Source organism: Bacteroidota bacterium (assembly GCA_008933805.1).
In the GTDB taxonomy this organism is placed as follows: Bacteria; Bacteroidota; Bacteroidia; order UBA8524; family UBA8524; genus SB11.
The window spans coordinates 127,245-151,430 of record WBUH01000012.1 but is presented as its reverse complement, the minus strand read 5'-3'; the positions used below and the strand labels follow the sequence as shown (position 1 = coordinate 151,430).

The 24,186-nt window shown below is 42.8% G+C and carries 18 protein-coding genes; 7 read left to right on the top strand and 11 right to left on the bottom strand.

Annotated features, from left to right (window positions below):
- Nucleotides 1–804: 804 nt before the first annotated feature.
- Nucleotides 805–1,482 (bottom strand): RluA family pseudouridine synthase, encoded by a 678-nt coding sequence (locus tag F9K23_12965; GenBank protein KAB2915027.1) that lies wholly within the window; start codon nucleotides 1,480–1,482, stop codon nucleotides 805–807.
- Entirely contained in the window at nucleotides 1,482–2,543 is a 1,062-nt protein-coding gene (locus F9K23_12960; protein KAB2915026.1) for a T9SS type A sorting domain-containing protein, read from the bottom strand. Before F9K23_12960 ends, F9K23_12965 begins: the two co-directional genes overlap by 1 nt.
- A 96-nt stretch (nucleotides 2,544–2,639) precedes the next feature.
- Here F9K23_12960 and F9K23_12955 point away from each other — a divergent pair, with 96 nt between their 5' ends.
- From F9K23_12955 to F9K23_12945, 3 genes are all read left to right on the top strand, one after another.
- A complete protein-coding gene (locus F9K23_12955; protein KAB2915025.1) occupies nucleotides 2,640–3,413 on the top strand; it encodes a queuosine precursor transporter in 774 nt (257 codons plus the stop codon).
- Between the two features lie 220 nt (nucleotides 3,414–3,633).
- Nucleotides 3,634–4,023, top strand: coding sequence for a hypothetical protein (locus F9K23_12950; protein KAB2915024.1), 390 nt, complete (start codon nucleotides 3,634–3,636; stop codon nucleotides 4,021–4,023).
- Nucleotides 4,024–4,282: 259 nt separating this feature from the next.
- Nucleotides 4,283–5,332: a PA0069 family radical SAM protein gene (locus F9K23_12945; protein ID KAB2915034.1), complete on the top strand. Its 1,050-nt coding sequence runs from the start codon at nucleotides 4,283–4,285 to the stop codon at nucleotides 5,330–5,332.
- 65 nt (nucleotides 5,333–5,397) lie between these two features.
- Here F9K23_12945 and F9K23_12940 read toward each other — a convergent pair whose 3' ends face one another.
- From F9K23_12940 to trxB, 4 genes are all read right to left on the bottom strand, one after another.
- Nucleotides 5,398–6,849, bottom strand: coding sequence for a hypothetical protein (locus tag F9K23_12940; GenBank protein ID KAB2915023.1), 1,452 nt, complete (start codon nucleotides 6,847–6,849; stop codon nucleotides 5,398–5,400).
- 136 nt (nucleotides 6,850–6,985) lie between these two features.
- Nucleotides 6,986–8,290 carry a T9SS type A sorting domain-containing protein gene (locus F9K23_12935; GenBank protein KAB2915022.1) on the bottom strand — a complete coding sequence of 435 codons (1,305 nt, stop codon included), beginning with the start codon at nucleotides 8,288–8,290 and terminating at the stop codon, nucleotides 6,986–6,988.
- Between the two features lie 146 nt (nucleotides 8,291–8,436).
- Entirely contained in the window at nucleotides 8,437–9,258 is an 822-nt protein-coding gene (panB, locus tag F9K23_12930; GenBank protein ID KAB2915021.1) for a 3-methyl-2-oxobutanoate hydroxymethyltransferase, read from the bottom strand.
- Between the two features lie 95 nt (nucleotides 9,259–9,353).
- Nucleotides 9,354–10,322, bottom strand: coding sequence for a thioredoxin-disulfide reductase (trxB, locus tag F9K23_12925; protein KAB2915020.1), 969 nt, complete (start codon nucleotides 10,320–10,322; stop codon nucleotides 9,354–9,356).
- A gap of 159 nt (nucleotides 10,323–10,481) precedes the next feature.
- Between trxB and F9K23_12920 the strand changes: the two genes are divergently transcribed.
- Nucleotides 10,482–11,015 (top strand): hypothetical protein, encoded by a 534-nt coding sequence (locus F9K23_12920; protein KAB2915019.1) that lies wholly within the window; start codon nucleotides 10,482–10,484, stop codon nucleotides 11,013–11,015.
- 4 nt (nucleotides 11,016–11,019) lie between these two features.
- Here F9K23_12920 and F9K23_12915 read toward each other — a convergent pair whose 3' ends face one another.
- Nucleotides 11,020–13,035 (bottom strand): T9SS type A sorting domain-containing protein, encoded by a 2,016-nt coding sequence (locus F9K23_12915; GenBank protein ID KAB2915018.1) that lies wholly within the window; start codon nucleotides 13,033–13,035, stop codon nucleotides 11,020–11,022.
- Nucleotides 13,036–13,305: 270 nt separating this feature from the next.
- Entirely contained in the window at nucleotides 13,306–14,262 is a 957-nt protein-coding gene (locus F9K23_12910; GenBank protein ID KAB2915017.1) for an IS110 family transposase, read from the bottom strand.
- A 1,013-nt stretch (nucleotides 14,263–15,275) separates the two neighbouring features.
- Here F9K23_12910 and F9K23_12905 point away from each other — a divergent pair.
- Complete coding sequence (locus tag F9K23_12905) at nucleotides 15,276–16,118, top strand: hypothetical protein (protein ID KAB2915016.1); 843 nt, start codon at nucleotides 15,276–15,278, stop codon at nucleotides 16,116–16,118.
- Nucleotides 16,119–16,386: 268 nt separating this feature from the next.
- Here F9K23_12905 and dnaE read toward each other — a convergent pair whose 3' ends face one another.
- Nucleotides 16,387–20,622: a DNA polymerase III subunit alpha gene (gene dnaE, locus F9K23_12900; protein KAB2915015.1), complete on the bottom strand. Its 4,236-nt coding sequence runs from the start codon at nucleotides 20,620–20,622 to the stop codon at nucleotides 16,387–16,389.
- 178 nt (nucleotides 20,623–20,800) lie between these two features.
- Between dnaE and F9K23_12895 the strand changes: the two genes are divergently transcribed.
- Entirely contained in the window at nucleotides 20,801–21,748 is a 948-nt protein-coding gene (locus F9K23_12895; protein KAB2915014.1) for a CPBP family intramembrane metalloprotease, read from the top strand.
- Between the two features lie 57 nt (nucleotides 21,749–21,805).
- Here F9K23_12895 and F9K23_12890 read toward each other — a convergent pair whose 3' ends face one another.
- Both F9K23_12890 and F9K23_12885 read right to left on the bottom strand, forming a co-directional pair.
- Nucleotides 21,806–23,023, bottom strand: a complete 1,218-nt coding sequence (locus tag F9K23_12890; protein ID KAB2915013.1) for a hypothetical protein — start codon at nucleotides 23,021–23,023, stop codon at nucleotides 21,806–21,808.
- Entirely contained in the window at nucleotides 23,020–23,349 is a 330-nt protein-coding gene (locus F9K23_12885; GenBank protein KAB2915012.1) for an MmcQ/YjbR family DNA-binding protein, read from the bottom strand. Before F9K23_12885 ends, F9K23_12890 begins: the two co-directional genes overlap by 4 nt.
- A gap of 61 nt (nucleotides 23,350–23,410) precedes the next feature.
- Here F9K23_12885 and F9K23_12880 point away from each other — a divergent pair, with 61 nt between their 5' ends.
- Nucleotides 23,411–23,863 (top strand): DUF1569 domain-containing protein, encoded by a 453-nt coding sequence (locus tag F9K23_12880; GenBank protein KAB2915011.1) that lies wholly within the window; start codon nucleotides 23,411–23,413, stop codon nucleotides 23,861–23,863.
- Nucleotides 23,864–24,186 lie beyond the last annotated feature (323 nt).

Below are 24,186 nucleotides of genomic sequence, written 5' to 3'. Positions count from 1 at the left end.
GTGGCGGCGGCCCCGTACAACCCAATTTAACCACAGCTTCAACCATCCAATTCTGGGGCTTAGTTGACGGTAGCCTTGAAACCTACACAGCAGGTGGTGGCTCAACTATGGCTGCTACAGGTAAAGATAGTACACTGGGACCTGACAGCACTACGGCATCTTATGCCGGCGGTTTGTTAAATACACTAGATATGTCGGGCATTTTTGCTACTGTGGGTACACTTAAATATCCTAATGCCAGCACCCCCGCAGAAGCTAACTTCTTGGCTTTGTTTGCACCGGGCAACCTTACATACACCGCTAAAATTGCAGAAATAACCTTGCGTACTGCAATGGGTGGCGTTTGGAGCACCACAGCCGGTTCACAAACAGGCAGCACTTTTGAGATTACTCAATCTGCATCGACAGGAACACCTGCTGCACCTAAGGTAAAAGCTGTAATTAAGTTTACCTGCAAAGTGTATAACACCGCAAACCCTACACAAAGCAAAGCCATTACACAAGGTATTATGGTAGCTGAGTTTTCAGGAAAATAATCCGTTACTGATTAAAAAATATAAAAGGGCTGCCAAATGGTAGCCCTTTTTATTTGTTACGAATATGCTTAAATAAGAGTTAGGTGCAACTAAACAGCTTTTATAGCCCCATAACTCGGGTTAGTATATATTATTTTGAAAGCTCTAAAAGGCTAAGTACCTTGTAGTATGATACCGCTGTTTCAATTTGTTAAACAGCGTTTCTTTTGAGTTTGTAATATTTCCCTAAGCCTAAAGCCTACCTTATATAGTAAGGGGGCTTTTTTTGTTAAAACAACTTCCAAATATCCAGCTTGGGGGCTGCTGCGGTTATTTTTACAGGCACTTTTTGCACAGGGTGCATAAAAGTTAACTCGCGGGCGTGCAAACAAATGCTACCGTCAGAGTTGGCCTCGGGGTATCCGTATTTCAAATCGCCAACAATAGGGCCTATAGCGGTTGAAAGCTGCACCCTTATTTGGTGGGGACGACCTGTAAGCGGGGTTACTTTTAACAAAAAATACCCAGCACGTTCACCAATCAATTCAAAATCAAGTTCGGCACGTTTGCTGCCCGGTACCTCACGCAAATGCGCTTTAGTGCGGTTTTGGTCGTGGTCTTTCACCAACCAATGTATCAGTTTCCCCTTCTCGTTGTGGGGTTTTTGCTTTAAAATAGCCCAATAGGTTTTACTTAAATCACGTTCCCTAAACTTTTCGTTCATACGTTCCAGTGCTTTGCTGGTACGCGCAAACAAACACACGCCTGATACAGGCCTGTCTATACGGTGTATCACCCCCAAAAAAACATCACCGGGTTTATTGTACTTATCTTTTATGTATGCTTTTATTTGGTCGGGCAGGGCTTCGTCGCCTGTTTTATCTGCCTGCACTAATTGACCTGCCTGCTTGTTAATAGCTATCAGGTGATTGTCTTCGTAAAGAATCGGAAATGGAACGTTCAAAATTATTGTTTACTAATTTTGCAAAGGTAGGTGGTTTTGTCGGTTTCTATCCGTATTAAATAAACCCCTTCTGCCAAGCCATCAGCCAAAACCGTTAAATTTCCATTATCCACAGTATATGCAGCCGTATTGTCCTGCCCCAACGTATTCTGCACCCATACGGTGTTTATATTCCCCTCTATCCCTGAAAAAGTAATGTTATCAATCACAGGATTGGGATAACCGCCAATACTAACCGTTTTTATATCTCTTATTCCAACAGATATTTTAGTAGGGATTGTTGCACAATCAAACATTTCACCGCTAAATTCATTTCTGTAATATCTTAAGTTTCCATTCCCGCAAAACGGAGTAACACCCCTAATACCCCCTGCTACTGAATTTACAACAGAAGCTGTATCAAAATTCATTAACCTAAAAAAGAATGAAGAATTAAACCCCATGCCCTTAATAAAAAGGGTGCTGTCGAAAATATCAGAAACCAATCCCGCAGGTTCTTTTCCATAAAAAGTAAGTACTTCAAGACTATCGGCAGAAACAGACGGCCTCAAAACCTTCATCTGATTTTTTACCACCAAATACTTAACGTTACCGGGTTTGTAATGCTCACTAAATATAGTATCTCCCCTTTTCCAATTATTATCAAACACCAAATACTCTTTACCCGATTTTAAAATAGAATCTTCAATCAATAATACCCTGTTATCGGTTAGTGTAGATTCAAAACGCACAAACAGCTTTGAGCCTTCTTTCCTCAAAACACCTATTTTATTGATATATCCAAATTTATCGTTGAATACAAAGGGCTGTGAAGAATGTGTTGAATAATGTCCTTTATAATTTTTATAGGCCACCCTATTGCAGTAAAGATTTTTGCAAGATTGACCGTTAACAACTGTATCTCCTTGCATCACATAATCGCTAAAATAAAGTGAGCCACCGTCAATATCTCCCCCCATGCCACCTTCACGCCAATAGGCAATACTATCGGGAAAAATACCTGAAGTTTGGGCAAAACTGCCCGTGCTAATAAAAAGCAACGCTGCTATGATGAGATTTTTCATATATGATATGAATGTAAGACGATAAATGTAGATTGATGTTGTTAAGCAAATATAATTATACAAAAATCCCTATCATTGAGTTACTAAAACCAAACTATGCAAGAATTAGAACACCGTAAACGCACCTTGTTGTTTCTTATTTTGGGTTCGTTTTTTATATGCAACGCTTTATTGGCAGAGTTTATAGGCGTTAAAATATTTTCATTAGAAGGCACTTTAGGCATCAAACCTTTTGGTATTAACCTGCTGGGCTATACCCTAAACATGGATTTGACCGCAGGGGTACTGCCCTGGCCTTTTGTATTTATTATGACGGATATTATTAATGAGTACTTTGGCAAACGCGGCGTTCGTACCTTTAGCTACATTGCAGCAGCACTGATAGGGTATGCATTTTTGATTATTTACGGGGTGATACACCTAACACCTGCATCGTGGTGGATTGAGCAAAAACTGGTTGACGGTACGGTGGTAAATATGCAAACCGCCTTTGCACAAATATTCGGGCAGGGAATGAATATTATTGTTGGCTCACTGAGTGCTTTTATGATTGGTCAGTTGGTGGATGTTTCCGTGTTCCACTTTTTAAAGAAACGCACGGGCGAAAAAGCCTTGTGGGTGCGCAGTACGGGGTCGACTTTAGTATCGCAACTGATAGATAGTTACATAGTGCTATTTATTGCCTTTTATATCGGTGGCGATTGGAGTCTTGGGAAAGTAGCTGCAATAGGTACCAATAACTACATTTATAAGTTTGTTGTTGCCTTATTAATAACGCCGCTATTGTATGTAATTCATGCGTTGGTTGACAGGTATTTGGGTAAAGAACTTTCTGAAAAACTTCGCCACGATGCCCATCAAGCCTATTGATGCATCGGGCATGAAACCTGACGCTATTGATAATATTAAGGAGCTAGGTTATTAGCGGAAGGTTTTATTCCTGCCAACCCGACGGGCATAAAGCCCGCCATTTGTGTGGTGGCTCGTTCCAAATAAACCTACCGTTTTTTAAACCATGTAAGGATTTATTCCCGATTGCGCCCTCATGTTTAAACGCGCTTTTATACATTTGTGCTGCAACCTTATTATTATGATTAACCCTTTTGCCGCTGGAGCTAAGAAGTACTACACAAAAACTGTAACCGCTAATGAAACTGCAACGTTTGACAGTGGGCAGGTGCACCCCGTGTATGCCACCTTTGCACTTGGCAAAGATGCAGAATGGGCTTGCCGATTATTTGTGTTAGAAATGAAAGAGGCCGATGAAGAAGGTATCGGGACGTTTTTAACGGTAATGCACCACTCGCCTGCGTTGGTGGGCAGCGAAGTGGTTTTTGAAGCCGAAGTGGTGAAAATTGAGAAAAACGAAGTGGTTTGCAAATACACGGCCCGCGTGGGTGAACGTATTATTGCTACGGGCGAAACCGGCCAAAAAATTCTTAAAAAAGAAAAAGTAGAACGTTTGTTTGCTGCCTTATAAATCTTCTGTTCGACGGATTAAAATCCATCCTTTATAAAATTACAATGCGAAGCGGGACTTAAGTCCCGCTTCGCATTGCAATTTCTACAGAGCAGAATTTCAATCCTGCTAACTATCAGCACTTCTGTCTTTCTAAAAATTACCTATTGATAATCAATCACTAACAATCTTATTGTAATACTACTTGTCCACAAATCATAAAAAAATTGCGGAGTATTGTCTATAAAGTTTATATTATAAACAAATGTATGATGAAAAAATAAACAATTACCATCACGGACGTGGAGCACAAATCAACACGGCCAATAAATACCTTTCATCGCAATTGGTGCAAGAGCATTATGAGGGATTGGACGAAGATTTACCCACACAACACGTAACCGAGTTTTTTCACGAGTACCCTAAAAAGATTGTGAACAAACCCGAAAGCCCCGATACGCCTGCAATGTATTCGGTAAATCCGTACCAAGGCTGCGAACACGGCTGTATTTATTGCTATGCGCGCAATGCACACGAGTACTGGGGATTTTCAGGCGGGATTGATTTTGAAACCAAAATAATGGTGAAGCCTCACGCTCCTGCCCTGCTGCAACAAACGTTTGAAAACCCTAACTGGCGACCTGATGTGATTATGCTGAGCGGCAATACCGATTGCTACCAGCCTGCCGAACGGAAATACAAACTAACCCGGCAAATGCTTGAAATATGCCTGAGATACAAAAACCCTGTGGGGATTATTACCAAAAACGCATTAGTACTTAGAGATACTGATATACTGGCCGAAATGGCCAAACAACGGCTGGTAAATGTGCATGTAAGCCTTACCACCCTGAACGAGCCCTTGCGCCAAGCTATGGAACCCCGAACGGTTACGGGCAAGCAACGCCTGCGGATGATTGAAAAACTTACCGAAGCAGGCGTGCCCGTTGGGGTAATGACGGCACCCATAATACCGGGGCTAAACAGTGCTGAAATACCTACCCTTATTGAAGAAGCTGCCAACGCAGGTGCTTTGGGCGCGGGCTATACCATTGTGCGCCTAAACGGAATTATAGCTCCGCTTTTTACCGATTGGGTGCAGAAAAACTTTCCCGACAGGGCAAACAAAGTTTTGAAACTGATTAAACAATGCCACGCAGGTAAACTAAACGACAGCCGTTTTGGTACCCGTATGCGCGGCGACGGTAATGTGGCCGAAAGCATTGCGCAAATGCACACTGTGGCCAAACGAAAGTTTTTGGGCGACAGAATTTTTCCTGAGCTTGATATTACCTCTTTCCAACGTCCCGGCCAGTTAAAACTACTATAAATACCTACCCTATCAATTGCAAACACCCCGCCCCTTTGTGATACTTTGGGCGGGGTTATTTTTTATTAAAACTGCCCGAAATTTTTAAACGTTTCTATCGTAGGGTCTTTTCTGTACTTAATGGTATAACACAACCCCGCATATACCGAGGGGTTGTACATCCTGCGGTTAAAAAAAGTAAAAATATTATCGGTGCCCGCAAAAAACGGCCCTGCCTGTATAAAACCACCTATGGTAACAGTACTGGTGCGGGGAACAACACGCAATGGTATTCCGCAGGTTATATGCTCCATTTCTTTTCGCAGCAACGCATTAAATGCTGTGGGCGCATAAAAATTCTCCGCCTTTTTGGTACTGCGTAAGTTTTGGGCATAGCTGATATTAATAAACCATTGCCGGTTTATTCTGTAATCGCCTGTAAGCATTAATACCGCCGGCAGGTTTAATGCCGTATTTTTTTGTTCAGAAAGTACCCGTTCGTTTTTCTTTAACTCCCTTTCGTATTCCTCAGGGGTTGGTGCTCTTCGCAAATCAAGGGTAGATTGTGCTTCAAGCACCCTGTCTTGGGTATTTTTGCTTGATAGTTCCACCTTTCCCCAATCCAGCAGAGACACACCAATACGGTAATCGTATTTTATCAAATCCCTTTGTCTGAAATTTTTATTCCTGCCCTTGGGGTTCAACACCGTATAACGGTTGCGTAATCTATACGGACGGTGTTCATACACGATACCTGCATCAAGTCCCATTCCCGTACCTGCCGATACGGTACCCAAAACAAACGCCTCAGGTTTCTGAGCCAAGCTGTTTATATCGGTATTTATAATGCGATAACGAGAGAGTATGCTCACCTCATTAGTTGTAACATTGGCCTCAAACTGCGCTACATTTAACACGTATGCAAAGCGAGCAGTAATTTGTTTGACGGTAACGCCTATTTTTACCCGAGCCTCCCGCCTGTCATATACTACCATTGAAAGACCTGCGGCAACCTCGCGGTAACCCAGTACGCGTATATCGGTTTTATAATCAGTACCCTTGGGTACATACGGCGATTTCCTGTCTGTAAAAACAGGCATAATATTACTGGCCACCTCAACCACATTACCCGTAACCCGCTCACGGGCATACACAAATGCAGCTACTTTTGGTGTGATATTGAATTTAACCGACGGTAATAATACCTGTGTGTTCAGGTAAAACGAAGGAGTTGTTCTCTTTTTGGGTGCCTCCTCAAAATAGGGGGGCGAGTGATGGGGTTGTTGGTCGCGTTTGTGTTGTAAGGTTACAATTTGGTACAACGAGTACTTTAACTTTGAATGGATTAAGTTGTTTTCGAGTGTGAGCCCTGCGCCGGCAAGGTTAATACTTAAATAATCGGTACTGCCGGCTGCTAATGCCGGGTTGCTGAGTGTGCCGTAAATACCTGCTGTATTTGTTTGGCCGTAATTAATGAGGTTTTGAGAACATAATAATTTTGATAGGAAAAATACTCCAAGTAATAGTAGTGCCTTCATAATCAATCCCCTCCTTTTATATACAGATGTTGGAAGGATTACAAAAGCTGCTTACTCATAATTGGTATTTGTATAAAAATTAGTAAGGCCGCATCAAAACAGAGTTTCAATACGGCCCGGCACTTAAAATATTGGTTTATTGTTTGATGAAGCTCGTATAACTAAGTGTGTTTTTTTGCTGTACCGCTGCATAATAATGTCCCTGTGGAAGCTCATTTACCGCTATTCCTTGCATGGGCATGTAAGCGCCTTGCATTACTATTTTGCCCAAATTATCATAAATGGTTATTTGGACGGGCTCGTCATCAGGTATTTTAAAATATAATTGTTCGCTTACAGGGTTAGGATATGCCGTAACTGAAAACTCGTTTTCAGTTTCAACACTCAATCCCGGTTCGGTATACCTTGCAATTAAGGAGAAGTTTTGCCCGTCGATTGCTGAAAAATTACCCCCGATAATTAAGCTGTTCCCGTCTACACAAAAAGCACCTACCCCGTCATCAGGTGTAAACGGAGTTGAAAACACACCCCCTTTATATGTCAATATTCCACGGTTTGGGGTAAAAAAATCACCGCCCACCCACAACTTACCGTTATATACTTCAAAAGCAGTAATACGTTGGTCAACCGCTGCTTTTAAACCTTGCCAGCCGCCATTGTGCCATTTGGCCATATTTTCGGTTAGCTGTCCGCCTGCATTACTAAACCGCCCCCCGGCAAACAACGTATCACCCCACACCTCTAAAGCAAATACTTGCCCGTTCGTCCCGCTACCCAGTGTTTCCCATTGTGCGCCGTTCCATGCCGCAATATTATTCACTTCCAACCCGTTCACCGATTTAAACAGCCCTGCCACTACCAGCTTGCCATTGTATACTTTCATGGCCTGTATGCCCTGCAAATCAAAATTTGCAGTAGGTTCTACCACAAAACTATCCGCAAGATTTTCCCAACCGGTACCCGTCCATCGCCACAAAAAGGCCTTTGTACCACCGTTGCTCAATATCGTTCGTGTACCCACGTATAACTGGTTGTTGTACACTTCAAAACTACAAGCCGACTCTACCCCGCCTTTGGGGTCAACCCAAGTATAACCATCCCAAATAGCTATATCTTTAGTGGTAAACCCACCCGCTTGTGTAAAGCCGCCACACACAAAAAGCAGGTTATTGTATTGTTGAAATGCTGTTATAAACGGAAAAGTAATGCCTGATACACCGCCCTTCATTGAATTCCACCCGCTGCCACTAAAATTATATACGTGGTCTTTGGCAACCCCGCCGGGGGTAAAATAACCACCGGCATACAGTTTACCACCCATGGTTATTACATCATTAATATACACGCCGGCTATGCCGCTGCCAACTTTAGAAAGTGTTTGTGATTTGCCGAATACCACACACAGCATCAGCACTATTGTAAGAGTAATTGTTTTTTTCATTCGGGTATAGTTTTAATACCCAAACGGTATGCTACAAACGGGGGTTTAAACAAAAAGCCCCACTGCGTGGGGCTTTTATACTTGTTCAATACTTTATACGATAAAACGGATTGCTTATACAACCAAGCCGTTCATTTTTTATACGCTTAGTAGCTTTCTTTATCGTTGGGGAAATCACCCAACTTAATATCCTCGATATAACGCTCTGTGGCTACTTTAATATCGTCGTACAAAGTCATATAACGGCGTAGAAAACGGGGACTGAACTCGCGGGTAATGCCCAACATATCATGGCTTACCAATACCTGCCCGTCAACATGAGGGCCTGCACCAATACCGATAATGGGTACTTTAACGCTTTGAGCTACCTTTTGTGCAAGTTTTGCAGGGATTTTTTCAAGCACTATGGCAAAGCATCCCGCCTCAGCAAGCAAGTTGGCATCTTGAACCAATTTAGCCGCTTCGGCTTCTTCTTTTGCACGTACTTCAAACGTTCCGAATTTGTAAATGGATTGCGGGGTTAAACCCAAGTGACCCATTACAGGTACACCCGCTGAAAGAATACGCCTTACTGACTCCAAAATCTCTTCTCCACCCTCTAACTTAATAGCATGGGCACCCGCCTCTTTCATAATACGGATGGCACTGTTTAATGCTTCTTTGCTATTACCTTGGTAAGAACCAAAGGGTAAATCAACTACTACCAACGCACGAAACACAGCTCTAACCACCGACGCCGCATGGTATATCATTTGGTCGAGGGTAATAGGCAAGGTAGTCATGTGTCCTGCCATTACGTTTGATGCTGAATCACCTACCAACAATACATCAATTTTTGCTTCATCAAAAATTTTTGCCATGCTGTAATCGTAAGCCGTGAGCATACTTATTTTCTCACCCCTCTCCTTCATCTCCTGCAACACGTGGGTGGTTACCCTTGTTATTTCTTTGTATTTGTTGGTAGTCATAAAGAGTACAAATATAAGGCTATCCTATTCAGTAGTATCAGTTACGGTTTTCGTTATCAGGGAACCCTAATAACTAATCACCGATAACCAACCGCTTAGGCTTCCATCATTTCTAAGGCCTTTTTAGCTCCAAGATAGCGCTCAGCATCAAGGGCAGCCATACAGCCTGTTCCAGCTGCAGTTATGGCTTGTCGGTATACTTTATCTTGAGCATCGCCGCAGGCAAAAACACCTTCAATATTGGTGCGGGTGCTGCCGGGCACGGTTTTAATATAACCTTGCTCGTCTAAGTCAATAAAATCTTTGAATATATCGGTGTTAGGGGTGTGTCCGATGGCCACAAAAAAGCCGTCAATTTTCAGTTCGCGTTTTTCTCCTGTAACATTGTTTACCACAATGGCAGCTTCAACTACTTGTTGACCCACAATCTCTTCGGTTTCAGTATTAAACAACACCTCAATGTTGGGCGTATTCATTACGCGGTGTTGCATGGCTTTGCTGGCACGGAAATGGTCTTTACGCACCAACATATATACTTTCTTACATATTTTGGCTAGGTAACTGGCTTCTTCGCAAGCAGTATCACCTGCTCCAACTATCACTACGTCTTTTCCACGGTAGAAAAACCCGTCGCAAACAGCACAAGCACTCACACCGCCACCCATGTTTTTAAGATGTTCTTCGCTGGGCAATCCCAACCATTTGGCCGATGCACCCGTAGCAATAATCACGCTTTCAGCCAAGATGGTTTTGTTATTATCCACCACCACTTTGCGGGGATATACCGAAAAATCAACCGAAGTAGCCATACCAAAACGAATATCAGCACCCAAACGTGTGGCTTGTTGCTTAAACAACTCCATCATGTGCGGGCCTTCAACACCCGTTGGGAAACCGGGGTAATTTTCAACCTCGGTAGTAATGGTAAGCTGGCCGCCGGGCTGCATTCCTTCATACATTACGGGTTTCATATCAGCACGGGCAGCATATATAGCCGCTGTATAACCTGCGGGGCCTGAACCTATGATAAGGCATTCTACGTGTTCGGTATTTTCAGTACTCATGTCCTAAACAACTTCTATTTTATTTTTGGCAAAGATGGGCAAATTTCTTACCAAGGAGTTAATATTCCAACTTTGTGTAGCAAAAATCCCTTTTTGTGCCATTAGGGAGCCTATATTGATTTTTCGCCGCGTATCTTTGTATCTACATTTGACTTGCGTATGGAAACTCATTCTACTGAAAACAAATCTTCTAACTTTTTTTCAAGGTTTTTGAAAAAAAACTTTCTGACAATTTTTCTTTTGCTTGCTTTAGGCGGAATGTATTTATGGGGAAGTTTCAAAATTAAAAGTATCACCCGTGAGCACGAGGCCGAAACCGTTAGACTGATTGAAATGTATAACCGGAAGATAGACAGCGTTGCGCTTGCAAACGTGCAACTTTCAGTGAAAGCATTCGGGTGGGCGGTCCGTGGTGAGTTGATGCGGGGTAACATGGAAAACATTGACCAACTGCTGAATAGTTTTGTGAAAGAAAACAGTATCGAACAGGCTGATCTTGCTGACCCAACTACTCAAAAGATTATTAAATCTACCAATAAAAAAGACGAGGGCACAGCAATCACCAACCCTGCCGTATTAGGCACTGATAGACAAATTACTCAATCCCACGATAACTTAGGTTACACCATTATCAACCCTGTAATGGGGCTGGATAGTAAGATTGGTATATTGGTAGTTCGGGTAAAAAAATAACCTTTTATTCTTTTACAAACTTTTGGGTATAACTCCCTTTAGTATCCACCGCCTGAATAATGTAAAGTCCTGCGGGCAATGCCTGCAAAACCAACACATTAGTATTTTGGACTGATAATACCTCACGTCCCTCACTGTTGTATATGGTAACGCGGTCATACTCGCTGCCGTTGCCTATAGTAATGGATTCTTTTGCAGGGTTGGGATAAACCGCCAACGATTTTTGTTGTTGGTTTGATACCGAAGTAACCACGCTTTCAATGGGCAATCGCCATACACCCGCACCTGAACCCGCAAACAAAAACGAATCGCTTTGATGGAATACGTTTACCACCAATCCTTCAATGTTTTTAATGTAATTCCATTGCATCGAGTTGGTATCCCTGAACATAAATCCTGATGTGGTTGAGGCATACATACGGTTTTTTGTGAGCGACAACGAATTGGCAAACGTTACTCCGCCCAAGTAATAATGGCGGGGCCACACTAAACCATCGTCAGAAATATGGGTATCAATCCCGATTTTCAACCACAACGTGCCGTTTACCCTGCGGATAAAAAATACTTCGCGCCGCGGGATATTGGCAGGGTTTACAATGGTAAACGAAAACCCGTCATTATCTGATGAATAAATACCGCCTGTTGTACCTGCATACACAATACCGTTATCAAAATACAAATCGGTATAATCATACGGAGTAATGTTATCAGCATACTTCACCCATACTTCCCCGCGGTTGGGGCTGCGGTAGATACCGCCTTTGGTAAGAGCAAACAACTGATTGCCTATTTTTAACAACCGTAAAATACTTTTATTGCCCAACCCATTGTTTGATGGTTCCCACAAAAGGTTATTGCCTGCTATATAAACTCCGCCGGTATCAGTGCCCACAATCAGCCTATCAGGATAAGTAGTAAAACAGTTGATAATAGGCCAACCCACATTGCCTACTTCTAACCAATTGTCAGTTGATTTTTGAGTTCTAAACAGCTTACCAAACGCCGTTGTGTACACAAACCCGTTTTGCTCTTCAAGATTGGTAATGGTAGCAGTAAGCAATTCATTGTTCATGGGCTTCCATGTAACGGCGGCAATACTTCCTCTAAGCAGCCCGTGTTTTTGAGTGCCTGCAAACTTAATAGCCGCAGGGGTACTAAGTACTGCATTCACCGTCATTGAAGAATCGATATTAAATTCCCAATCCAGCATCCAAGTTCTTCCCGTATCAAAACTCTCGTACAATCGGTAGGTATTGTAGGCTATCAGCATCCCTTTATGAGCCGTTATTCCGGTAATATTTTTCACCGTAGTGTCAACCGTCCAGTTAGTGCCGTTATTTCTCGACATCCAAATATTTCCACCTGCCAAAAACAGGGTACTGTCTATAATTTCTAATTGAGCGCATTGACTGCAACTGCCTGCAATACTCACGTTTTGCCAGCTTTGCCCACCATCGTCCGATTTAAACAACCCCGCATTGTAGGTCAACGCCCAAAACCTTGTGCCATCGGTTTCCAAATCCAGTATGTTATTGTCCAGCATCCCGTTATTGGCTTTGTCCCAGTTCAAACCGTCGTCGGTTGAGCGAAATACACCGTAACTTGCCGTTGCAGCCATCAATACTCCGTTGGCTGAGGCAAAAGAGGTGATGGGTTTTTCAATGGGCAAACCTTTGTTAATAGCCGTCCAACTGTTGCCTTTGTCGGTTGATTTATACACACCCCGCAACGTAGTGGCAACCAGCAAACCGTTGTGGTAACTAAGCGAATAAACGGTAAAAGTATTTACCCCGTTGTTGGTGGCTTCCCACGGTGAAAAAGGCTGGTTAGATGCCCTGAAAACACCGCTGTTTGCAGTACCTATCCACACAAGGGTATCATTGGTGGCAATGCAAGTAACGGTGCCCGCCGGACCGTAAAAATCGGGTACGGGGCCTTTCATCCGTTGCCACTGAGCACTTGCAAAGGTGCTTGCCATGCAAAACAGCAGCAAGGCATATAAACGGTATAGGTGTTGCATAGGTCAGTAAAAATAAGGCTTTTACTAATAAGACCGTTAATACGCCCAAAAAGCTGTACCAACTTTTGTTTTTTTACAATTAATTATCAAAAAACTTGTCATTATGACCGAAGAGAAGAACCTTATTACAAATGTGTTAGCAAAGCGGAAAAGGGCTTCCCGTCATTGCGAGGTCTCCCGAAGCAATCCCTGACCATACATACAAACGGATTGCTTCAAAACCCAAAAGCGGTTTTTCGCAATGAACTGTGTTAAAAAACAAGTAAAAAGTTATATTTCTTTGTAAATTATTTCTTTTGTAGCGATAGCAAAAGCTTGTCTTACTAGTTTATTCACCACAGCTATGAGGGCTACCATTTTTGGTTTTCCTTTCTCCACTAACCTTTCATAAAGTTCTTTACAGGCTTTGTTATACTTTACCGCCGACCATGAACACAGGTATAATATTGCCCTGATGCTACTCGCTCCCATTTTGGTTATTTTGGCTTTCCCCCTGACGCTTTTCCCTGATTCATAAATACGTGGACAAACCCCTAAATACGAACATAGCTGTTTGGCTGTTTTGAACTTTGTAAAACCATTACTAAGGGCTATCAACAAAAGAGCTGCCTTTTTTCCTATTCCGGGTATGGTTTGAAGGTTTTGATGTATTTGCCTATGATACTCCTGTATCAACCCCAGCATTTCTTTCTCCAGTTGCTCTTGCTCATCACTATTGGTTTGTAGTGAAGCGTCTATGCTTCGCAAGGCTGCCTGACTCCTAACAGGACAACATTCCAACGCTTCTTTCTGACGCTGTAAGGCACTTTGTTGTTTTTTGAGTTGATTGGTTACTGCCTGCATTTGTTTTAACTCCAACATATAGGCTTTTGGAGGTTCCCAAGTATCAGGTTGCTCTGCTTTCCCATATTCGGTTATCATTTGGGCGTCTTTCTTGTCTGTTTTTGCACGCACCATCCGCATCTGACAAAACCTGCGGATAACAAGTGGGTTCACTACGCTAACCTGTATCCCTTCCTTGTGAAGAAAGAAGGCCAACTGTAAGTAATAGTAACCACTGGCTTCCATCACTACTAAAGCATCGGAAGGTAAGAGTCTGATCAACTCTTTAAACTCTTTGGGGGTATTAGCAAACTGATGATGCTGATAGCTGATTTCTCTAGGTAGGGCTACATCAAAGTAGTCTTTGGATATATCTACCCCAACATACTGTTTGATAGTTTTCATAACTTTGTTATTGAACTGTAAATGTTGCGGAAGAATGCTGCTTTGTTTCTTATCAATCCTTCATTCAGGCTCATAGCCTACTGAACTGTCCAAGATAATAAAGCAGGGGGTAAAGGGACTAACATTGCGAACGGTTTAATAACCAATGACGAGAAGAGTCTTGTTCTTTACCCATTCTTCTGCAATTAATAACTAAAGATAGATAATCCTTTAATTACTTCTCAAACATAGGATGACGATAGACGAGCAAATGTGCGGTTGCTTCCCTGAGCTTGCCGAAGGGTGCTGTAAGGCAAGCGTGAAGGGTAAGGAGTGATTAAGGGAGGTGTTCAAACGGATTGCTTTGTCAGCCGAAGACGGCCTCCGCGCAATGACGATAGTCGAGCAAACGTGCAGTTGCCTCCCAAACCTGCCGAAGGGTGCGGCTGGCGTCATTCTCAACTTGATTGAGAATCTGTGCGGAGGGAAAACAACTTTAATCATAATAAACGTTACTAAATATAAGGCACAAGCGGCACGCCTGCACCAGTAGGGTTTTCGACCACCCCCGCCCCCTCCTTTTCCTTACGCAACCCAACACAAGGAGGGGAGCCTGCACACAAGCCATTTACAGACGACCGTTAATAAAAGTAATCTGCGAATTTGAAATTGGCGAGCCGGTGTGGCGGTTTCCCTCCTTGGGTAGGCGGTGGGTTGTAAAGGAGGGACTAAGGGAGGTGTAAAAACGGATTGCTGTGTGGCTGGCGTAATTCTCAACTTGATTGAGAAGCTGTGCGGAGGGGAAAATAACTTTAATCATAGCAAACGATACAAAAATACATGGTAAAAGTAGGACACTTTCGCCAGTGGGTGAAAAACCATATAACACATGTTGACGGCTGACACAATTGTTATGAGACGCTTCCTTTATTAAATGTTTAAAAGGTAAAGCAAACTCCTAATATGTTTTTGATATTAAATCTTTTATATTTGAAATTGCTATTACGGAATATATATAATTAATAATTTATCAAATGATTGCTCAATTTGAAGAAAAGATGTATGAAAGCTATTTCAATACTGAACTAGCTGCTTTATCAGATGTTTATTTTCCAATTGGGCAGGCTATGGAGGGATTGCTAGGTTTCGACTCTGCGGCGTTATCGTCAAATCCTATTTTATGGCATCATTTTAATATTTTAAACCCTTATTCAGGAATTTCTTCACGTGAATTTGAAAGGATTTTAAACATCGAATTAGATAGTTTGCACCAAATACAAGCTAATATTTTATTTCAATATAAAAGGCCAGAGTACATTAAAAAAAGAAATGGAAAGGAATGGCGTCATTGGAATACCCCCTATTACAGATATGATATTTATAAAGAGCAACATGACACGCTGGTAAAGATACATAATGAGTTAGGAAATAGCGTTTTAGTATTGTATGCATCTCCCGCGATTCACCTTTGGGATGATTTAATTGACAAACATAGAAATAATCAAATTATTGAGTTCTCAAATTTCCAAAAATGTAACCAATTAAATGGGCATTACAAAAACACATATTTATCTGCTGGTAATCATTCTATCGCCTGCAGTGACCCAAGAGAAATTGAAAAAATAAACTTAAAAAATGAATTAGAAGCAATGAGGAGAAATCAGAATGAATTTGACGTAAGCAATAGAGATTTTATAATTGAAAGTAGCAAAAAAATCATTGAAATAGCTTATCAACACCCATACTTAGGGAAAATTCTCAAAAACGTTATTGAATATGACTCAGAAAGGTTTATTAATTATCCTTTAATTAATAGTTTCTTTATGATGACAGTTTTAAGACGAATTTTTGGTATACAATGGGTAATTAAACTGTAAAGTTTACCCACTCCACAGGCTGACTGGCCTCACACTTGTAGCCTAAACATCTGAGCGTACGCTTTAAATAAAACCCTTCCCACAGATTCTAGCCTTCGCTGGAATGACGGCCTGCGCACTTGCATCAATCTAAGCATTTCGGCAATTTCAAATCTCAAATTTGCAATCCCAAAATCTTTTAATTAATACGAAAAGATCCTGAAACAAGTTCAGGATGACACAAGCTTCACCCTGACATCCGGCATCACACATCTAACATCAGTCCTCCTTAGTTCATACGCACATCCATCGGTATGTCGTTTTTCTTTACAAATCGCAGCCAATCTTTATCGGGGGTTACGCGATATTGCTTGCTAAACAAATTCACACGCATTCCTTTTTCGGTATCAAATACGTTAATGCACAGTTGCGCGCCTTTTTCTTTGTGTACAAATTGCTGTAAACCTGTTACCAGCTCATCACCAATATTACGCACATCAAGGTTCAGCACAATAGAGCGTATCATTTTTTCTTTAATATCGGCCAGCAACTCTACTTTGGTGATTTTAAACTCCACCTCGGTGCTGTCCTTAGGCCATTCGCGGGTTTGTGCCTTACCGCGGATAAACAAAAAGTATCCGTTTTGGAAATAGTTTTTAAAATCCATGTATTGAGGGCCAAACACCCGTATCTCATACGAGCCGCTAAGGTCGTTCAGCGTAAAGCTACCCCACGGTTTGCCCGTTTTGGTCATGCGTTCCTGCGCACCGCTCACAATCCCACCGATAAATACATCGCGACCCTTTAATTTATCAAGGTCGTTCAGTTCACTCACGCGGTTTTTGCACAGGTATTCCATTTCAAAGCGGTAATCGTCCAGCGGGTGCCCGGTAAGGTACATACCCACCACTTCCTTTTCCTGCTCCAGCTTTTCAAACAAGCCCCAAGGCTCGCACTGGGGTATTTTTGGCTCTGAAAGCGTAATGGCGCTGCCCGCCCCAAACAACGAAGCCTGCGAAGCCGCATCGTTGGCCTGTGCATTGGCACCGTATTTTATAGCTTTTTCAAGAATGTTACTGTCTTCACCGTCCAACTTATGGAAATACTGGGCACGGTGGGTATTGTCAAAACCGTCAAAAGCTCCCGCCTTTGCCAGCGATTCAAGCACCCGTTTGTTTACTGATTTTAAGTTGCTGCGTTTGGTTAGCTCAAAAATGCTTTTATAGCGTCCGTTGGCTTCGCGCTCGTTAATCAGTTCAACCGCTGCTACCTCGCCCACACCTTTAATAGCTGACAAACCAAAGCGTATCTCACCCTTGTTGTTTACCGAAAAACGGAGCTTACTTTCGTTTACATCGGGACCCAACACACTTAGTTTCATGCGTTGGCATTCTTCCATGTAAAAGGTAATATCGTCAATGTTATTCAGGCTGTTCAGCGTAGCTGCCATAAATTCGGCAGGATAGTTGGCCTTCATAAAGGCGGTATGAAACGCCACAATGGCGTAACAAGCCGCGTGTGATTTGTTGAACGCGTATTGGGCAAATGCTTCCCAATCTTCCCAAATTTTGGCCAAAACAGTTTCGTCCATGCCGCGCTCTTTAGCACCGTTGATGAATTTTTCTTTCATCTTCAACATGGTTTCTATCTGCTTCTTACCCATCGCTTTTCGCAGGGTATCGGCCTCGCCTTTGGTAAAGCCAGCCATTTTTTGCGCCAAAAGCATTACCTGCTCCTGATACACCGTAATACCATAGGTTTCGCGCAAATCCTCCTCCATTACAGGATAAGGAATTACCACTTCTTCAAGCCCGTGCTTACGACGTACATAGTTAGGAATGTACTGCATGGGACCCGGACGGTACAAGGCGTTCATGGCAATCAAATCGCCAAACTTATCAGGTTTCAGGTCGCGCAGGTATTTCTGCATCCCGTCACTTTCAAACTGAAACACCCCTACGGTTTCACCGCGTTGCAATAGTTCGTAGGTTTTAAGGTCGGTTAGTGAGATTTCGTCGGGGTTAATATCCACGCCGTGACGCTCGCGAACCAGTTGCATGGCATCTTTAAGAATGGTAAGGGTTTTCAACCCCAAAAAGTCCATCTTAAGCAAACCCGCCGATTCTACCACGCTGTTATCAAACTGGGTAACCAGTAACTCGCTGTCCTTGCCTGTGGTAACGGGTACGTACTTGGTTAGGTCGTCGGGAGCAATAATTACCCCGCAGGCGTGTATGCCCGTATTACGCACTGAACCTTCTAAAACGGCCGCCTGCTTCAACGTTTGGGCAGCAAGGTCGGTTCCGTCGGCAATGCGGCGCAATTCCATTGCATTATTGAAATCGTCGCCTGATAAAAGATCTTTTAATTCTTTGTCTGATGAGAATATCACCTTGCGCAAGTCTGACGCAGGCATCAGCTTGGCCAAACGGTCGGCATCGGCCAACGGTAAATCCAGTACCCTTGCCGTATCGCGGATGGATGACTTGGCGGCCATTGTGCCGTAGGTAATAATCTGGGCTACCTGACCTTGTCCGTATTTATCTACTACCCATTTAATTACACTATCACGACCTACGTCATCAAAGTCAATATCAATATCAGGCATCGATACACGATCGGGGTTCAAGAAACGCTCAAACAGCAGGCCGTAGGCAATCGGGTCAAGGTTAGTAATACCGATACAATAGGCTACCGCAGAACCCGCCGCAGAACCACGCCCCGGACCTACCCATACGCCCATTTTACGTGCCTGGCTGGTAAAGTCTTGTACAATCAAAAAGTAACCGGGATACCCCGTTTTTTTGATAATATCCAACTCAAAATCAAGGCGTTCGCGTATTTCGTCGGTTATTTCATCATAACGCTTCTTTGCTCCCTCATAGGTAAGGTGGCGCAGGTAATCATCCTGATTTTCAAACTCTTTGGGAATTTCAAAAGCAGGAAGCAGGGGTTTACGGCTCAATTCAAACTGTTCTACCTTATCCACAACCTCTTGTATGTTGGTAATGGCCTCAGGAATATCGGCAAACAGTTGCTTCATTTCTTCCTGCGTTTTCAGGTAAAACTCATCGTTGGGCATCCCCCAACGGAAACCACGGCCACGACCAACGGGGGTACTTTTCAGCTCCCCTTCTTTCACACACAATAAAATATCGTGCGCTTCAGCGCCGGCTTTTTCGTTGTAATACGTGTTGTTGGCCGCAATGTATTTGATGTTGTACTTGGCTGCAAACTCAAGTAACACTTGGTTCACGTGGTTTTCCTCGTCTAAATGGTGACGGTTCAACTCAATGTAAAAATCATCCCCAAACTCACCGTGCCACCATTTCACAGCCTCTTCGGCCTGTTTGGTACCCACGTTCAGTATCAGGTAGGGTATCTCGCCCGTTAGGGAACCCGAAAGGGCTATCAGGTTTTCTTTGTACTGTTTCAGTACGTCTTTATCTATACGGGGTACATAGTAAAACCCGTCTTTAAAACCAATAGAGCTAAGTTTAGCAAGATTGGTATAACCGTCTTTGTTTTTGGCCAGCAATACTTGCGTAATACTGTGGTCTTTGGTCGTCTTATCCCTGTGGTCGCGAGCCAAATACAACTCACAGCCCACAATGGGCTTGATACCGTTTTTAATGGCCGTTCCCACAAAATCAAACGCACTGTACATATTACCCAAATCGGTAACAGCAATGGCAGGCTGTTTGTCTTCCACTGCTTTTTTCACCAGTTGCTTTATCTCGCTGGTGGCTTGCAATACGCTAAACTGGCTGTGTACGTGCAAGTGGGCAAAATAAACATCGTGCAGGTTATGCTCCCCTGCGAGTATAATTGGTTTGGACGGGGTTGCCGGCTTCTCGTGGCTGTCTTCAAAATTACCCAGTTGAGCCAAAATGCTGCCTTTCACATCCTCCAAATGCACCATGATGTCGGTGGCTACCCGCACACCGTCGCGGCGTATCACCCCCAACTCCAGCAGTTTAAAAAAGCTGCGTGCAGATACTTCAACGTCGGCAATGGCGTTGTGGGCACTGTCGAACCCGTGTCCAAACAGCTTTTGGTGCAGCTCTTCAAGTTTGGGGTATTTAAAACCTCCCCTGCCGCCCGGTATGGCACAATACTCAATCGTTTCGGTAACCGTGTCTATTACTTTCTTTTGGGTAAGTTTTTCAGCAAAACCCTTGCGCAAAAACTCGCAGCCCATCACGTTGATATCAAACTCAATGTTGTGGCCTACCAAATAGGTGCTTTTATCTACCGCCTCTTCAAACTCACGCAATACGTCGTTTAGCGGGATACCGTCATTTGTAGCTTTTTCAGTAGATATACCGTGTATTTTAAAAGCCTCGTAAGGCACGTCAAACCCTTCGGGGATGATAAGATGACTTTTGGCTTCTATCAAATAGCCTTTATCATCGTGCAACTGCCACGCAATTTGTATGGCACGGGGCCAATTACTAAAATCGGTAAGCGGGGCGTTTTTATCACGGGGAAGGCCGGTGGTTTCGGTATCAAATATTAGGAACATGGGAGCGATTTGCTATTTAAGGTTGTCTATCAAGTCAACGGACGGCTGTCAACAGTCAACTGTATTTTAACCGTGGACTGTTGACCGCCGACTATGGACTCAACACGACTTCAAAATTAAATTACAATGAGGGCAAAACATTGTTTGTTGAAAAGTCGCATATTTGCCCGCGCAGCGTATGAAGAAGATATGGAAATATTTACAAAGTTACTTTAAAGAGGAGGTAAAACCTGCTTATTTTATCTGTGTAGCTTTATTGGTGGCCGTAGGGGTATATGTTGAATATACCTATGATATCGAGAAAAACTACGTGCATATTTATTACGGAAACTCCCCCAAATATGTGTTGGCAAGCGCCATTATGTACGGCATTCCGTTTGTGGGTAGCTACCTATTATACATTGTTTTTTATAAACGGTACGATTTGCTTAAAAACCGTGGCTTTTTAGGGCTGCTGTTTTTTGCATTGATTGTGTATAGTTTCCGCAGCGGATGGTTTGGCTACCGCATTTGGGTGCAGAATTATACCTCGCCCGAAAATTTTTACTACGCTCAACGCACCTTTAACCAAATTGCCCAAGGTCTGCTAATTTTTATACCTGTGCTGTTTTATTGGTGGTTTGTAAACCGAAAGGAAATGACATTGTACGGTTTCAAAATTAAAGGGGTGGATTTGAAGCCCTACCTGTGGATGCTGCTTTTTATGATACCGTTGATTACCTGGGCCAGCTTCCAGAACGATTTCCTGGATATGTACCCCGTGTACCAACGTATCATTCCCGAAGGGTTTAGCACTACGATGGGTGTTTTAAAGGTGTTTTTGTTTGAAACCTGCTACGGGTTTGATTTTGTAATGACTGAGTTCTTTTTCCGCGGCTTTTTGATACTTGCTTTTGCTAAATATGTAGGACGGGGTTGTGTACTGCCAATGGTAGCCTTTTATGTATTTATACACTTTGGCAAACCGTTGGGTGAAACCCTTAGTTCTTTTGGCGGAGGATTAATTTTAGGGGTTATCGCCTACGAAACTAAAAGTATTGTGGGAGGTATCATTGCTCACTTAGGCGTGGCTTGGATGATGGAAACGGGCGGCACCTTCGGGCGGGAGTTGAATTTGGGGGAGTGATTTTTTTGATGTTAGATGTGTGATGTCGGATGCCGGTATGGGAATAGTATACTCCGCTCACTTATCAAAATAAACCACCTTTAGTTTTATGTACTGGCGGTTATCGGCTTCGGTTTTATAGCCACACATTCGGAATATCTCATTATCAAGGGGTAGGATAGTCATCACCAATTCTGTATCCGAGATCCAAAATGCATCCTCTATAGGCACAAAACTCCTAAACCCAACTGTAATATGGCGAGTAAGCCGTAAACTATCCCCTATTGAAGACAATGTTAACATCGTCCCATACGTCCTTTCAGCCTCGTAGTCTACTTCTTCATAAAAATCAATTACAAATTTTCCGTTTGGAGAAATGATTGGTTCGCCTGCTGTAAACTCGGTTTTTGCACCCGTTGTTTTATCAATCAAAAAATACCCATTGTAAAAAAAGCTTTCCCAACAAAGCAGGTATTTATTGTAACGGGTTATTTCACCAACAAACCTCTCTGATGAACCATATTCGTGCTTCTCTGCATTGATTAAAACCGAATCTTTACCATTGTTCAGATAGATGTAAAACTTCCCTACCAGTTTCGTTTCTATATCGTCTTGATGCTCTTCCCATCGTATTATAGTTCTGATAGAGTCTGTTAGATTACTTATCTGATAGGGACTTTTCACCTCATTTTTTATAATTCCCGAATCAACTGCTTCAATACTTATGAAATACTTCAAAGTATCCAACCTTCGGTCATTATGGTTTATATCCTTTTCTATTGAGCCATCATTGTGGGTATACATTACTCCCAGCATGTGTTCATAGTAAACATAACAACCACAATTTGCAGAATCAACCGGTACATCGTAGCCTTGGTTGTAGTAAAAATTATAAACTATCTGGTTTTTATCTATTCTGTCTCCGTTTTCTAATGAAAGAAAGTCATAGTCTTTTATCAATGATATAGGCAGTTTATCTAGGTAGGGTTTAAGATATATTGAAGGTGTATAACCGATTAGTTCTTCTTCTTCGAGGTCAGCTGGGTTATCCTTAAACGAAACTTTAAGCCATTCAAACATTATCTTTTTTCCCTCCAAAACTGTTTTCCCCGATTTGCCTGTGTTCTCAACTACCCTTACCAAATCGCCCACCCTTAATTTTAGAACAGGTGTGCCCAAAGCCTGTTTTTCATAAATAGCTGCCTTTTCATTAACAGCGTACAAACATTTATGCTTCACCTGCGCCGAAAGCGAAAGGCTTACTAAAAAGCAAAAAAATAATACTGCTTTTTTCATTTTGCTCGTTTCGGCTTTAACGCTTTTCCCTCATAAGCTACCGTCAACGCATCTTTCAACAAATCAGGTGGTACAGTGCTTAACTCTACAAACGTGGCACCGGCAAGTCCCCACTTGTTGGGAACAGGATAAATAACTGCTTTATCGTAAACGGTAAACACCGATTGATCTTCGGGTGAAAGCATCAGGCAAGCACGGTTGTTTGCGATATCTAACGTGGCAAATATTTTTTTATTTACCCTAAACGATGCTTTTTCAAAATGGGGAAGTTCAACTGCATCAGGCAGTGCTAACGACCATTGTCTCAGTTCTTCAGGGGTTACCATGTATCAAAGATAGCTAACAGGGTATGATTTATGCAGACACTATTTTTCTTAAATTTGAGATATGATTGCTGATTTCAGAAAAGTTGACTTGGATACGCTAAAAGACCTCCCTTCAGGAAAAACACCGCTGTGGGGCAGTATGACGCTGCAACACATGGTGGAACATCTTACGGATACCTTCAGGATTGGCAACGGAACAATGACCGTGGGTGTAGTGACTCCCGAAGACAAGGTTGAAAAACTAAAACGGATTGCCTTGTTCAGCGATCGTGAGTTTCAGCAAAACTTTAAATCACCCATTTTACCTCCCGAACCTATCCCCTACCGCACGGCAAGCATGGATGATGCGGTGAATACTTTAAAACACGAGATTGAAAAGTTTGAGCAGCATTACTCAACTGATAAAACAAGAAAAGAAAACCACCCTGTGTTTGGTGCGTTAACTTACGATGAATGGGAGGCTTACCACAACAAGCACTTCACCCACCATTTCAAACAATTCGGATTGATATAATCTCTTCTTTTACAAAGAGACAGTCTTCGGCTGACTAAGCAATCGTTTGTAAATATCCCTTAGTCCCTCCTTACCAACCCACTAACCACTCAAGGAGGGAACGCTCCGCACACGGCCAGTGTGCTGGCATTCCCCCTACAAAGGGGGAACACAAGGGGGTGTCGGGCAGTTTTGTTGCAGCCGCACCCTTCGACAGGCTCAGGGTATCACCCGCACGTTCGCTCGATTATCGTCATTGCGCGGAAGCCGTCTTCGGCTGACAAAGCAATCTGTTTGTAAATATCCCTTAGTCCCTCCTTACCAACCCACTAACCACTCAAGGA

Bases quoted from the DNA above. Each gene is read 5' to 3' on its own strand.
- F9K23_12960 (KAB2915026.1), bottom strand. From the start codon at position 2,543: ATGAAAAATCTCATCATAGCAGCGTTGCTTTTTATTAGCACGGGCAGT.
- F9K23_12955 (KAB2915025.1), top strand. From the start codon at position 2,640: ATGCAAGAATTAGAACACCGTAAACGCACCTTGTTGTTTCTTATTTTG.
- F9K23_12950 (KAB2915024.1), top strand. From the start codon at position 3,634: ATGATTAACCCTTTTGCCGCTGGAGCTAAGAAGTACTACACAAAAACT.
- F9K23_12940 (KAB2915023.1), bottom strand. From the start codon at position 6,849: ATGAAGGCACTACTATTACTTGGAGTATTTTTCCTATCAAAATTATTA.
- F9K23_12935 (KAB2915022.1), bottom strand. From the start codon at position 8,290: ATGAAAAAAACAATTACTCTTACAATAGTGCTGATGCTGTGTGTGGTA.
- panB (KAB2915021.1), bottom strand. From the start codon at position 9,258: ATGACTACCAACAAATACAAAGAAATAACAAGGGTAACCACCCACGTG.
- trxB (KAB2915020.1), bottom strand. From the start codon at position 10,322: ATGAGTACTGAAAATACCGAACACGTAGAATGCCTTATCATAGGTTCA.
- F9K23_12920 (KAB2915019.1), top strand. From the start codon at position 10,482: ATGGAAACTCATTCTACTGAAAACAAATCTTCTAACTTTTTTTCAAGG.
- F9K23_12915 (KAB2915018.1), bottom strand. From the start codon at position 13,035: ATGCAACACCTATACCGTTTATATGCCTTGCTGCTGTTTTGCATGGCA.
- F9K23_12910 (KAB2915017.1), bottom strand. From the start codon at position 14,262: ATGAAAACTATCAAACAGTATGTTGGGGTAGATATATCCAAAGACTAC.
- F9K23_12905 (KAB2915016.1), top strand. From the start codon at position 15,276: ATGATTGCTCAATTTGAAGAAAAGATGTATGAAAGCTATTTCAATACT.
- dnaE (KAB2915015.1), bottom strand. From the start codon at position 20,622: ATGTTCCTAATATTTGATACCGAAACCACCGGCCTTCCCCGTGATAAA.
- F9K23_12895 (KAB2915014.1), top strand. From the start codon at position 20,801: ATGAAGAAGATATGGAAATATTTACAAAGTTACTTTAAAGAGGAGGTA.
- F9K23_12890 (KAB2915013.1), bottom strand. From the start codon at position 23,023: ATGAAAAAAGCAGTATTATTTTTTTGCTTTTTAGTAAGCCTTTCGCTT.
- F9K23_12885 (KAB2915012.1), bottom strand. From the start codon at position 23,349: ATGGTAACCCCTGAAGAACTGAGACAATGGTCGTTAGCACTGCCTGAT.
- F9K23_12880 (KAB2915011.1), top strand. From the start codon at position 23,411: ATGATTGCTGATTTCAGAAAAGTTGACTTGGATACGCTAAAAGACCTC.